The 13,470-nt window shown below is 64.9% G+C and carries 8 protein-coding genes; 4 read left to right on the top strand and 4 right to left on the bottom strand.

Features of this window, described 5'->3' with window-relative positions:
* Positions 1-102: 102 nt before the first annotated feature.
* The 3 genes from glgB to PMI38_RS01850 form a co-directional block, all read right to left on the bottom strand.
* Positions 103-2,313 (bottom strand): 1,4-alpha-glucan branching protein GlgB, encoded by a 2,211-nt coding sequence (glgB, locus tag PMI38_RS01860; protein WP_008089936.1) that lies wholly within the window; start codon positions 2,311-2,313, stop codon positions 103-105.
* The gene (treS, locus tag PMI38_RS01855; protein WP_008089935.1) at positions 2,314-5,631 is read right to left on the bottom strand and encodes a maltose alpha-D-glucosyltransferase; all 3,318 of its coding nucleotides are present in this window, start codon (positions 5,629-5,631) and stop codon (positions 2,314-2,316) included.
* Between the two features lie 125 nt (positions 5,632-5,756).
* Positions 5,757-7,775 carry an alpha-1,4-glucan--maltose-1-phosphate maltosyltransferase gene (locus tag PMI38_RS01850; RefSeq protein ID WP_008089934.1) on the bottom strand — a complete coding sequence of 673 codons (2,019 nt, stop codon included), beginning with the start codon at positions 7,773-7,775 and terminating at the stop codon, positions 5,757-5,759.
* A 141-nt stretch (positions 7,776-7,916) separates the two neighbouring features.
* Here PMI38_RS01850 and PMI38_RS27240 point away from each other — a divergent pair, with 141 nt between their 5' ends.
* The gene (locus tag PMI38_RS27240; RefSeq protein ID WP_008089933.1) at positions 7,917-8,078 is read left to right on the top strand and encodes a hypothetical protein; all 162 of its coding nucleotides are present in this window, start codon (positions 7,917-7,919) and stop codon (positions 8,076-8,078) included.
* A 113-nt stretch (positions 8,079-8,191) separates the two neighbouring features.
* Here the strand turns inward: PMI38_RS27240 and PMI38_RS01845 are convergent, their stop codons facing one another.
* Positions 8,192-9,865, bottom strand: coding sequence for an AMP-binding protein (locus PMI38_RS01845; RefSeq protein ID WP_008089931.1), 1,674 nt, complete (start codon positions 9,863-9,865; stop codon positions 8,192-8,194).
* Between the two features lie 324 nt (positions 9,866-10,189).
* Here PMI38_RS01845 and PMI38_RS01840 point away from each other — a divergent pair, with 324 nt between their 5' ends.
* The 3 genes from PMI38_RS01840 to PMI38_RS01830 form a co-directional block, all read left to right on the top strand.
* On the top strand, positions 10,190-11,353 hold the full coding sequence (locus tag PMI38_RS01840) for an isovaleryl-CoA dehydrogenase (RefSeq protein WP_008089929.1): 1,164 nt from the start codon (positions 10,190-10,192) through the stop codon (positions 11,351-11,353).
* 19 nt (positions 11,354-11,372) lie between these two features.
* Complete coding sequence (locus PMI38_RS01835) at positions 11,373-12,980, top strand: carboxyl transferase domain-containing protein (protein ID WP_008089927.1); 1,608 nt, start codon at positions 11,373-11,375, stop codon at positions 12,978-12,980.
* 3 nt (positions 12,981-12,983) lie between these two features.
* A partial coding sequence (locus PMI38_RS01830) for an enoyl-CoA hydratase-related protein (RefSeq protein ID WP_008089905.1) occupies positions 12,984-13,470 on the top strand: 487 nt, incomplete at its 3' end.

Raw genomic sequence — 13,470 nt, 5'->3', positions numbered from 1 at the left:
GCGGGACAAGCCCGCTCCCACAGGTACCCCACAGTACTTCATAACTGTGGGGTACCTGTGGGAGCGGGCTTGTCCCGCGAAGAGGCCGGTACAGACAAACGATCAGGCCGGCTTCATCACCAACACCCCAAGCGGCGGCAGGTTCAAGGCCAGCGACAAGGGTTGCCCATGACTGGCCACCTCCTCGCTTTCCACCGCCCCCAGGTTGCCCACATTCGATCCGGCATACAGCCCGGCATCACTGTTGAGCAGCTCCTGCCAACGCTCCCCGAACGGCACGCCAATCCGATATCCCTCGCGCGGCACCGGGGTGAAGTTGGCCACCACCAGCAACGGCTCGCCCTGGCTGCTCCAGCGCAGCCAGGCATACACGCTGTTGTGCGCGTCATCGCCGATCAGCCACTGGAAGCCCTGGGGCTGGCAGTCCTGTTCATGCAGCGCCGGCAGCTCGCGGTACAGCCGGTTGAGGTCACCGACCAGGCGCTGCACACCCTGGTGTTCGGGATACTGCAGCAGGTACCAGTCCAGCTCGTGATCATGGTTCCACTCGCGCCACTGGCCGAACTCGCAGCCCATGAACAGCAGCTTCTTGCCCGGGTGGGTCCACATGAACGTCAGGTAGGCGCGCAGGTTGGCGAACTTCTGCCAGCGATCCCCTGGCATCTTGTCGATCAGCGAGTGCTTGCCGTGCACCACCTCGTCATGGGAGATCGGCAGGATGAAGTACTCGGAATAGGCGTAGATCAGACCGAAGCTCATCTCGTTGTGGTGATAGGTACGGTGCACCGGGTCGTTCTGGATGTAGTGCAGGGTGTCGTGCATCCAGCCCATGTTCCACTTGTAGGCGAAGCCCAGCCCACCCTGCTGGATCGGCTGGCTGACGCCCGGCCAGGCCGTGGATTCCTCGGCGATGATCAGCGCGCCCGGCGCCTCGACGGCGGCCACGCCGTTGAGGTGGCGGATGAAGTCGATGGCTTCGAGGTTCTCGCGCCCGCCATGGCGGTTGGGCACCCATTCGCCGGCCTTGCGCGAATAGTCGCGGTACAGCATCGAGGCCACCGCGTCGACGCGCAGGCCGTCGATGTGGAAGTGCTTGAGCCAGTGCAACGCCGACGCCAGCATGAAGCCGCGCACCTCGTTGCGGCCCAGGTTGTAGATCAGCGTGTTCCAGTCCTGGTGAAAACCTTCAAGGGGGTTTTCGTACTCATACAGCGCCGTGCCATCGAAGCGCGCCAGGCCATGTTCGTCGGTGGGGAAATGCGCAGGCACCCAGTCGAGGATCACGCCAATGCCACCCTGGTGGCAGGCGTCGACGAAGGCGGCGAAGTCCTCGGCGGTGCCGTATCGCGAGGTCGGCGCGAACAGCGACAGCGGCTGGTAGCCCCACGAACCGCCGAACGGGTGCTCCATGATCGGCAGCAGTTCGATGTGGGTAAAACCCAGTTCCTGCACATACGGCACCAGGCGTTCGGCCAGTTCGCGCCAGTTGTAGAAACGCGCCACTTCACCCAGGTCGTCCATTTCGCAGCGCCAGGAGCCCACATGCAGCTCGTAGATCGACAGCGGTGCACTGTAGGCATGGCGCTGGGCGCGGTGCTCCATCCAGTCCTGGTCCTGCCAGTCATGGCTCAGTTCGCCCGCCACCTTCGAGGCGGTACTGGGCGGCAGCTCGGTCGCACGGGCCAACGGGTCGGCCTTCAGCGGCAGCACGCCCTGCTTGCCCAGCACTTCGAACTTGTAGGTTTCGCCCACGCCCAGGCGCGGCACGAACAGCTCCCAGACCCCGGCACTGTGACGCAGGCGCATGGGGTGGCGGCGGCCGTCCCAGTTGTTGAACTCGCCCACCACTGAAACCCGCCGGGCGTTCGGTGCCCACACCGAGAAGCACACCCCCTGGACGCCGTCGACTTCGATCGGCTGGGCGCCGAAGCGCCCGGACAAGTCGCGGTGGTTGCCCTCGGCGAACAGGTAAAGGTCCATGTCGCCCAGTTGCGGGCCAAAGCTGTAAGGGTCTTCGGAAATCTGCTCGCCACCGGCCCAGCCGACCTGCAGCAGGTACGCCTGTGCCTCATCCAGGTGCGCGGTGAACAGCCCGGGCAGGCTGCCCTGCACCATTTCGGCCAGCACCCGCCCGTCCTGGCGGGCGAGTACCCGTGCATTCAAGGCACCGGGCAGAAAGGCACGCACCCAGCAGCCACCCGCACCATCGCCATGGGGGCCCAGTACTGCGAACGGATCGGCGTGCTCGGCGCGGGCAAGGGCATCGAGCTCCCGCTGCCGAAGGCCACCGTTGTCACGCGTAGTTGCATTCATCTATGACTCTCCCCAGGTACTGATCAATCCATGCAAGCCATGCAAAGGCACGGCCAGCCAACTTGGCCGGTTCTCGGCTTCATAGGTAATCTCGTAGGCGGCTTTTTCCAGGCAGAACAGTTCCAGTGCGGCGCGCTCGCCCTCGGCCTGCAGCCAGGCGTGGGGCATGGCGGCGGTGGCCAGGCCATAGGCTTCGACGAAGGCGTGACGCGACTGATGCAGGTACTGCCGGGCAACCCGCTGACGAGCCTGCCGTGCGGCCTCGGAGAGGTCTACCGCCGAGGCGCTGCGCAGGATCATCGCAGCAGCATAGTCGAAGGATCGCAGGACGCCGCTGACATCCTTGTACGGGCTGTGCTTGGCCCGACGTTCCTGCAGGGGGCGTGAAGGCTCACCCTCGAAATCGATCAGGTAGGCATCGCCCTGCACCACCAGCACCTGGCCCAGGTGCAGGTCGCCGTGCACCCGCATCAACAGGCCGCCCTGGGCCTGATTGGCGAGGTTCTCGATGTGCTGGACGAGGCCCTCACGTTGCGCCTGCAGGTCGTCGACCAAGGCCTGGCTGTCGCTGTCCAGTTGATCGCGGTGCTGGGCGAGCAGGTCCAGCGCATGGGTGAGTTCTGCATTGATCTGCCTGGTCCAGCGCGCGCTGTCCTGGCCATCGCTGACCTGCGGCTGGAAGGCCGCATCGATGCTCGGCGCGGCCAGGAGCAGGTGCATTTCACCCAGGCGCTGGCCAAGCAAGGCGGCGAATCCGTTCAGTTCGGCCAGGGCATCGGTGTGCGCTTCGGGATCAGTGCGGGTCGGCTCCATCTCGTCACGGATCGCCCGCTCCAGGGTGTTCTGGGTCCAGGCCCAGGCATCGCCCTGGTTGCTCAGGTAGCCCTGGGCGATCATCAGCAGGTGCGGTGCGTCGCTTTCATCCACACGGCTGACCCAGGCCAGCAGCGGCGAGATATTGGTAAAGCCGGCAGCCGTCAGGTAGGCACTCATTTCCAGCTCAGGGTGAGTACCTGGGTTGACCCGGCGGATCAGCTTGAGCACCAGGCGATCGGCGACCACCACCGAGCTGTTGGACTGCTCGGCGCTCAGGTAGCGCACTTCACTCTGCTCATCGAGTTCCAGCCTGGCCAGTTGCTCGGTGCAGGCAAAGCGCAATTCGCCCTGACCGTTGCCGCAAGGCAGGCGCATGCCGTCCTGGCAGGCACGCAGCACGGCGCGAATGAAGGGTTCGAGCACGAAGGCATCGGTGATCAGGCCCACCTGGTGGCTGCGGCGTACCCGCGACAGCGCCAGCTGTTGCGGCAACGCGCTGTTGATGTGCTCTTCAGGCAGGAAGCCGAACGGCAGCTGGTACTGGTTGGCCACCCCATCACCGAGCACTTCGATCTCGCTCCACAGCACCGGCGTGCTGGCCGTGCCGAAGCGCACGCCATAACGCAGGCGCACCTGGTCGATCGGCCCTTCCTTGCCGGCGAACCAGCGGCGTTTGGGCAGGTATTGCGGCAGTACCGAGCCTTCGAGGGTGTCGCGCGAAGGCGCTTCGAGCAGTTCTTCCATGCGTTTGCGCAACACCAATGTGGTCAATTCCGGCAATCCCTCGGTCGGTTGAACGTGCCAGCTGGGCATGCGGTCGTGCGCGGCCAGCAGGAACCAGTAGAACGCATAGGGCGGCAAGGTCAGCAGGAACGGCAACTGGCCGATCGGCGGGAAGGCGCTGCCGCCAAGCATCTCCACCGGTACTTTGTCGGCGTACTGTGACAGTTCGAGCTCGGCGGCCTGCGCCGCGCGCGAAACGTTGGCGACACACAGGATGACCTCGCTGTTGCCCTCGGCATCGGTGTATTCGCGCAGGTACGCGAGGATGCGCCGGTTGCGCGGGGTGAGCGTGCGCAGGGTGCCGCGGCCAAAGGCTTTCTGCTGGTTGCGCACCGCCAGCAGGCGGCGGTTCCAGTTCAGCAGCGAATGCGGGTCATGGGACTGGGCCTCGACGTTGACGGTCTGATAGCCGTACAGCGGGTCCATGATCGGTGGCAGCACCAGGCGCTGCGGGTCGGCCCGGGAGAAACCGCCGTTGCGGTCCGGCGACCACTGCATCGGGGTGCGCACGCCATCGCGGTCGCCCAGGTAGATGTTGTCGCCCATGCCCAGCTCGTCGCCGTAGTACAGGGTCGGCGTGCCAGGCATCGACAGCAGCAGGCTGGTGAGCAGCTCGATACGCCGGCGATCGCGTTGCAGCAAGGGCGCCAGGCGGCGGCGGATGCCGAGGTTGATGCGCGCGCGGCGGTCCTCGGCGTAGTAGTTCCACAGGTAGTCGCGCTCGCGGTCGGTGACCATCTCCAGGGTCAGTTCATCGTGGTTGCGCAGGAAGATCGCCCATTGGCACCTGGCCGGGATTTCCGGGGTCTGGCGCAGGATATCGGTGATCGGAAAACGGTCCTCCATGGCGAGGGCCATGTACATGCGTGGCATCAACGGGAAGTGGAACGCCATGTGGCATTCGTCGCCCTCGCCTTCACCAAAGTAGGGGTGCGTGTCCTCGGGCCACTGGTTGGCCTCGGCCAGCAGCATGCGATCGGGGTAGTTGGCGTCGATCTCGGCGCGGATCGCCTTGAGCACCTGGTGGGTTTCGGGGAGGTTCTCGTTGTGGGTGCCGTCGCGCTCGATCAGGTACGGGATGGCGTCCAGGCGCAGGCCGTCGACCCCCAGGTCGAGCCAGAAGCGCATGACCCCGATCACCGCTTTCAGCACCTGCGGGTTGTCGAAGTTCAGGTCCGGCTGGTGCGAGTAGAAACGGTGCCAGAAGTACTGGCCGGCCACCGGGTCCCAGGTCCAGTTGGATTTTTCCGTGTCGAGGAAGATGATCCGCGTGCCGTCGTATTTCTGGTCATCGTCCGACCACACGTAGAAGTTGCGCAACTTGCTGCCGCGCTTGGCGTGGCGCGCGCGCTGGAACCAGGGGTGCTGGTCGGAGGTGTGGTTGATGACCAGCTCGGTGATGACCCGCAGGCCGCGCTTGTGCGCCTCGCTGATGAAACGCCGGGCATCGGCCATGCTGCCGTAGTCGGGGTGCACGGCCTTGTATTCGGCGATGTCGTAGCCGTCATCGCGCCGTGGCGAGGGGTAGAACGGCAGCAACCAGAGGGTGTTGACGCCCAGTGCGGCGATGTAGTCGAGCTTGCTGATCAGGCCGGCGAAATCGCCGATGCCATCGTTGTTGGCATCGAAGAACGATTTGACGTGCAGCTGGTAGATCACGGCGTCCTTGTACCACAGCGGGTCGTCGATGAAGGCTGCCGGACGGGAACGCTTGGCCATGTGCGACTCCTTTCTGTTCTGCGGGGCTGCTTTGCAGCCCATTCGCGGGACAAGCCCGCTCCCACAGGATCGGCGCCGTCCTTGTGGGAGCGGGCTTGTCCCGCGAATGGGGCGCGTAGCGCCCCCTATCGGGCCTTTTCGATGCGCCAGATGCCGAATGGCTGGTGCCACGGTTCGATGCGCATCCACTGGGTCTTGCCATGCCACGTCCACCGATGCCCGTTCATCAGGTCTTCGCCCACAGTGTCGGCATCGTCATCCAGCCCGAGCTCCCACAACGGCAGTTCGAAATTCGCTTCCTGGGCGTTGTGCGGGTCAAGACTGATCGCCACCAGGATGTAGTTGTCGCGCTCGGGCGTGCGCTTGGCGAAGTACAGGATGTTGTCGTTCCAGCAGTTGAAGAACGCCACGCCCAGGTGAGTCTGCAGCGCGCGGTTCTGCCGGCGGATGCGGTTGAGCTGGGCGATCTCGGCGATGATGTTGCCGGGCTGGGTGAAGTCGCGCGGGCGGATCTCGTACTTCTCCGAGTCCATGTATTCCTCCTTGCCCGGCAGCGGCGTGGCCTCGCACAGCTCGAAGCCCGAATACATGCCCCACAACCCCGAGCCCATGGTCGCCAGCGCGGCGCGAATCAGGAAGCCGGCGCGGCCCGAGGTGTGCAGGAAGAACGGGTTGATGTCCGGCGTATTGACGAAGAAGTTCGGCCGGTAGCACTGGCTCCACGGCGGCTGGTTGAGCTCTTCGAAGTATTCGCGCAGCTCCTGCTTGGTGTTGCGCCAGGTGAAGTAGGTGTAGCTCTGGGCATAACCGACCTTGCCCAGGCGCGCCATCATCGCAGGTTTGGTGAAGGCCTCGGCGAGGAAGATCACCTCGGGGTGCTGGCTGCGCACATTGGCGATCAGCCATTGCCAGAACGGCAGGGGCTTGGTGTGCGGGTTGTCGACACGGAAGCTCTTGACGCCCTCCTCGACCCAGCCGACCACCACGTCACGCAACGCCAGCCACAGCGATGGCACGGCCTCGGCGGCATAGAAATCGACGTTGACGATGTCCTGGTATTTCTTCGGCGGGTTCTCGGCGTAACGGATAGTGCCGTCGGGGCGCCAGCTGAACCAGCCGGGATGCTCCTTGAGCCATGGGTGGTCCTGGGAACACTGGATGGCGAAGTCCAGGGCGATCTCCAGGCCGTGCTCGGCGGCGGCGGCGACCAGCCGGCGAAAGTCTTCGCGCGTGCCCAGTTGCGGGTGGATGGCATCGTGACCGCCCTCGGGGCTGCCGATGGCATAGGGGCTGCCAGGGTCACCGGGCTCGGCGCGCAGGGCATTGTTGCGGCCCTTGCGGAACTGGGTGCCGATCGGGTGGATCGGCGGAAAATACAGCACGTCGAAGCCCATGTCGCGGATCATCGGCAGGCGTTCGTGGACGTCGTTGAAGGTGCCGTGGCGCTCTGGGCTGTCGGTGATCGAGCGCGGGAACAGCTCGTACCAGCTGGCGAACTGCGCTGCCGGGCGGTCCACATCGAGCGGGAACTCGACACTGCGTGTCAGGTAGCTGCGGTGCTCGGCCTCGACCATCAGGCGCGTGGCCTCGCCACCCAGCAACAGCGCCACCTGGTCGTCCACCGGCAAACCTTGCAGGCGCGCCTGAAAGGCTTCGATCTCTCTGCGCAACATCCCTTCGCTACGCGCCGCACCCTGACCCAGCAGCTGCCTGCCCTCCTCCAGTTCGAGCTTGACCTCGACACCGGCGTGGTACTTCTTCTCAAGGTCATGGCAGTAGGTGGCGAACGGGTCGATCCAGGCCTCGATGCTGAACAGGTGCGGGCCCAGTTCAAGGGGCGTGAATTCGGCCAGCCACAGGTCATTGCCCGGCGAGTGCATCGGCACACAGTGCCAGCGGCGGCTGTTGGCCTGACGCCAGTTGAGCATCACCGCCAGGCGGTCGTGCCCGTCGCTGTAGACCTTGCTGCTGACCGCTACCGCCTGGCCGCTGATGGCCTTGGCGGCGAAGGTGCCGCACTCGAGCACCGGCTGGGTGTCTTCGACCACGATGCGCGGCGCCATCAGCGCCTGGGACAGGCTGACGGCCTGCTCCGGGTGATCGTTCGCCATGGGCACGCTTTCGAAGGGCTCGTTTCGTGACATCGGACCTTGCTCCCTTAGGCTGGTGGCGGTAAGGGTTCAGAGCCGTGCGCGGGCGTGGGGGTTCAAATAAATTGAGCGAATGGCAGCAGGCCGAAGTCGAAGCCTGCACTACCTCTTCATTCACCCACGCGAGGTCAGGCCATGAACATTCCCATTCCACCGGAAACACCAGACCCCAACATCGACGACCCGAGCTTGCCGCCGCCGGTGCCGGAAGAAGATCCGGACGAGCTGCCGATCAAGCCGACCGTACCGCCGACGGTGGGGGACCCGCCGAGTGATGAACCACCGGTGAAGGTCTAAGGATAGACAAGGATTTGGTGCGAGATTCACAGGCTCTATCGCTGGCACCCCGCTGAGCCTGAGCCCTGCAGAGTACCTGTGGGAGCCGGCTTGCCGGCGATAGGGCCCTGAGGTCATTGCGCAGACAGTTCCTCCACACTGATCTCGCGCATGCGGAATTTCTGCACCTTGCCGGTCACCGTCATCGGGAACTCCTCGACGAACCGGTAATGCCGCGGCACCTTGAAATGCGCGATGCGGGCCTTGCACCAGACCTGCAGCTCTTCAGCGCTCGCAACGTGCCCCGGATGCAGCTTGATCCAGGCCACCACTTCCTCGCCGTACTTGCTGCACGGGATGCCGATCACCTGCGCATCGGCCACGGCCGGGTGGGTGTAGAAGAATTCCTCCAGCTCACGCGGATAGATGTTCTCGCCGCCGCGAATGATCATGTCCTTGTTGCGCCCGACGATGCGCACATAGCCCTGCTCGTCCATCACCGCCAGGTCGCCCGAATGCATCCAGCCCGCCGGGTCGATGGCGTCGCTGCTGGCCTGGGGGTTGTTCCAGTAGCCGAGCATCACGCTGTAACCGCGGGTGCACAGTTCGCCGATCTCGCCACGGGCGACGATGCAGCCGTCAGCGTCCACCAGCTTGCTTTCCAGCTGCGGCTGGGTGCGCCCCACCGTGGTCACGCGCAGCTCCAGCTCGTCGTCCGGGCCGGTCTGCAGCGATACCGGGCTGGTTTCGGTCATGCCATAGGCAATCTGCACTTCGGCCATGTGCATCTGGTCGATCACCCGGCGCATGACCTCGATCGGGCAGGTGGCGCCGGCCATGATGCCGCTGCGCAGGGTCGAGAGGTCCAGCTGCTGGCGCGACGGGTGGTCGAGCATGGCGATGAACATGGTCGGCACGCCGTACAGGATGCTGGCGCGCTCCTCGGCCACGGCCTTGAGCGTAAGCTCGGCATCGAACGCGTCGTTGGGGTAGATCATGGTGCTGCCGTGGGTGATGCAGCCGAGGTTGGCCATGACCATGCCGAAGCAGTGGTACAGCGGCACCGGGATCACCATGCGGTCGGCGCGGGTCAGCCCCAGGCTTTCGCCGACCATGAAGCCGTTGTTGAGGATGTTGTAGTGGCTGAGCGTGGCACCCTTGGGCGCGCCGGTGGTGCCCGAGGTGTACTGGATGTTCACCGGCTGGTCGAACTGCAGGCTGGCCTGGCGAGCGGTGTACGCCTCGACCGAGGTCTGCCCTGCCCGATCGGCCAGCGCCTGCCAAGGCAGGAAACCGGGTGGCGGATTGGCCGCCAGGCTGACCACACCGCGCAGGTCCGGCAGGCATTCGCTGGCCATTTCACCCAGTACTGCGCGGGTCAGCTCCGGCACCAGTTCCTGCACCATGGCGTGATAATCGGAGGTCTTGAAGGCATCGGCGCACACCAGCCAGCGGCAACCCGACTGGCGTAGTACATACTCCAGCTCGCCCACACGATAGGCCGGATTGATGTTGACCAGGATCGCCCCGACCTTGGCGGTGGCCAGTTGCAGGATGCACCACTGGGCGCAGTTGGGCGCCCAGATACCGACACGATCACCGGTGTTCACGCCCAAGGCCATCAGCGCGCGGGCGTGCAGATCGACCTGTTCGGCCAGTTGTAGCCAGGTGTAGCGCAGGCCCTGGTGGCGTACCACCAGCGCCTCGCCCTCGGTGCAGCGGGCGACGGTGGCATCGAAGGCCTGGCCGATGGTCAGGGTCAGCAAGGGGTGGTCCTGACGACCGCGGGTGTAGCTGGGTTGACTCATGGGTGTCCCTTCTTGTGGTTGTTCTGGGCACGGCTGAAGCAAGCGCCAATTACTCTGGCGCAGATTTACGTTTACGTAAAGGTGATGATCCGATTGACACTGACCAAAGGCAGGCTTACGTTAACGTAAAGGTGAAAACGGCACTGCACTTTTTCGGCCGACACCGGACCCTGTGGGAGCGGGCTTGTCCCGCGAAAGCGATCATCCAGGCAATGACGGTGACCCTGCTGACGCTTCGCGGGACAAGCCCGCTCCCACAGGGGACGATGTACAGTCGATGAGCTACGGTCCATTCCATATTTCAAGAACAAGAAGGTGCCCCGCATGCATTACCCCACCCTGAACTTCGCCCTGGGCGAAACCATCGACATGCTCCGCGACCAGGTGAGCACCTTCGTTGCCGCCGAACTGGCCCCGCGCGCCGCGCAGATCGACCACGACAACCTGTTCCCTGCCGACATGTGGCGCAAGTTCGGCGACATGGGCCTGCTGGGCATCACCGTGTCGGAAGAATATGGCGGCGCGGGCCTTGGCTACCTGGCCCATGTGGTCTCGATGGAAGAAATCAGCCGCGGCTCGGCTTCGGTGGCCCTTTCCTACGGCGCCCACTCCAACCTGTGCGTCAACCAGATCAACCGCAACGGCACCCATGAGCAGAAGCTCAAGTACCTGCCCAAGCTGATCAGCGGCGAGCACATCGGCGCCTTGGCCATGAGCGAGCCCAACGCCGGCTCCGACGTGGTGTCGATGAAGCTGCGCGCCGAGAAGCGTGGTGACAAGTACGTGCTCAACGGCAGCAAGACCTGGATCACCAACGGCCCCGACGCCAACACCTACGTGATCTACGCCAAGACCGACCTGGACAAGGGCCCGCACGGCATCACCGCATTCATCGTCGAGCGTGACTGGAAAGGCTTCAGCCGCAGCAACAAGTTCGACAAGCTGGGCATGCGCGGCTCCAACACCTGCGAGCTGTTCTTCGACGACGTCGAAGTCCCTGAAGAGAACATCCTTGGCCAGCTCAACGGCGGCGTGCGCGTGCTGATGAGCGGCCTGGACTACGAGCGCGTGGTGCTGTCCGGCGGCCCGACCGGCATCATGCAAAGCTGCATGGACCTGGTGGTGCCGTACATCCACGACCGCAAGCAGTTCGGCCAGAGCATCGGTGAGTTCCAGCTGATCCAGGGCAAGATCGCCGACATGTACACCCAGCTCAACGCCAGCCGCGCCTACCTCTACGCCGTGGCCCAGGCCTGCGACCGTGCCGAAACCACCCGCAAGGACGCTGCCGGGGTGATCCTCTACACCGCCGAACGCGCCACCCAGATGGCCCTGGAAGCGATCCAGATTCTCGGCGGCAACGGCTACATCAACGAATTCCCGGCTGGCCGCCTGCTGCGCGATGCCAAGTTGTACGAAATCGGCGCCGGCACCAGCGAAATTCGCCGGATGCTGATCGGCCGCGAACTGTTCAACGAAACCCGCTGAGCACAGGGGACGGGCGCACATGGCTACCTTGCACACCCAGATAAACCCGCGTTCGGCAGAATTCGCCGGCAACAGCGCGGCCATGCTCGAACAGGTCCAGGCCCTGCGTGGCCTGCTTGCCCAGGTCGCCCAGGGCGGCGGGCCCAAGGCCCAGGAGCGGCACACCTCGCGTGGCAAGCTGCTGCCGCGCGAGCGCATCGACCGCCTGCTCGACCCAGGCTCGCCATTCCTCGAAATCGGCCAGCTGGCCGCCCATGAGGTGTACGGCGAAGACGTGCCCGCTGCAGGCGTGATCGCCGGCATCGGCCGCGTCGAAGGCGTGGAATGCATGATCGTGGCCAACGACGCCACGGTAAAAGGCGGCTCCTATTACCCGCTGACGGTAAAGAAGCACCTGCGCGCGCAGACCATCGCCCTGCAGAACCGCCTGCCGTGCATCTACCTGGTGGACTCCGGTGGCGCCAACCTGCCGCGCCAGGACGAAGTGTTCCCGGACCGTGAACACTTCGGGCGGATCTTCTTCAACCAGGCCAACATGAGCGCCCTCGGCATCCCGCAGATCGCCGTGGTGATGGGCTCGTGCACCGCCGGTGGCGCCTATGTACCGGCCATGGCCGACGAAGCGATCATGGTGCGCCAGCAGGCGACCATCTTCCTCGCAGGCCCTCCCCTGGTAAAGGCAGCCACCGGCGAGGTGGTGAGCGCCGAAGACCTGGGCGGCGCCGACGTGCACTGCCGCACCAGCGGCGTGGCCGACCACTATGCCGACAACGACGAGCACGCCCTGGCCATTGCCCGGCGCAGCGTCGCCAACCTCAACTGGCACAAGCTGGGCAAGCTGCAGCGTCTGGCCCCGGTGGCACCGTTGTATGCCGCCGACGAGCTGTATGGCGTGGTGCCGGCCGACGCCAAGCAGCCGTTCGATGTGCGCGAAGTGATCGCGCGCCTGGTCGACGGCTCGGTGTTCGATGAGTTCAAGGCCCTGTTCGGCACCACCCTGGTGTGCGGCTTCGCCCACCTGCACGGCTACCCGGTGGCGATCCTGGCCAACAACGGCATCCTCTTCGCCGAAGCCGCGCAAAAAGGCGCGCACTTCATCGAACTGGCCTGCCAGCGCGGCATCCCGCTGCTGTTCCTGCAGAACATCACCGGCTTCATGGTCGGCAAGAAGTACGAAGAAGGCGGCATTGCCAAGCATGGCGCCAAGCTGGTCACCGCCGTGGCCTGCGCCCAGGTGCCGAAGTTCACGGTGATCATCGGCGGCAGCTTCGGCGCCGGTAACTACGGCATGTGTGGCCGCGCCTACGACCCGCGCTTCCTGTGGATGTGGCCCAACGCGCGGATTGGCGTGATGGGCGCCGAACAGGCAGCGGGCGTACTGGCCCAGGTCAAGCGCGAGCAGAGCGAACGCAGCGGCCAGGCCTTCAGTGCCGAAGACGAGGCGAAACTCAAGCAGCCGATCCTCGACCAGTACGAACACCAGGGCCACCCCTACTACTCCAGCGCACGGCTGTGGGACGACGGTGTCATCGACCCGGCGCAAACCCGAGACGTGCTTGGCCTGGCGTTGTCCGCCGCGCTGAACGCGCCGATCGAACAGAGCCGCTTCGGCATTTTCCGGATGTGACCCATGAGCGATTTCAACACGATCGAAGTGACTCGCGACCCGCGCGGCTTCGCCACCTTGTGGCTGAGCCGCGAGGACAAGAACAACGCCTTCAACGCGCAGATGATCCGCGAACTGATCAAGGCCCTCGACGAGTTGGCCGAGGACGCCGGCCTGCGTTTCCTGTTGCTGCGCGGCCGTGGCCGGCACTTCAGCGCAGGTGCGGACCTTGCGTGGATGCAGCAATCGGCGCAGCTGGACTTCGACAGCAACCTGGACGATGCCCATGAACTGGGCGAGCTGATGTATGCCCTGCACCGCCTCAAGGCACCGACCCTGGCCGTGGTACAAGGCGCGGCCTTTGGCGGCGCCCTGGGCCTGATCAGCTGCTGCGACATGGCCATCGGTGCCGAGGATGCGCAGCTGTGCCTGTCGGAAGTGCGCATCGGCCTGGCCCCGGCGGTCATCAGCCCGTTCGTGGTCAAGGCCATCGGCGAGCGCGCCGCCCGCC

It is taken from the genome of Pseudomonas sp. GM84 (assembly GCF_000282535.1).
Lineage (GTDB): Bacteria > Pseudomonadota > Gammaproteobacteria > Pseudomonadales > Pseudomonadaceae > Aquipseudomonas.
The sequence above is the reverse complement of the archived record's forward strand: the minus strand, read 5'-3'. Positions and strand labels throughout refer to the sequence as shown.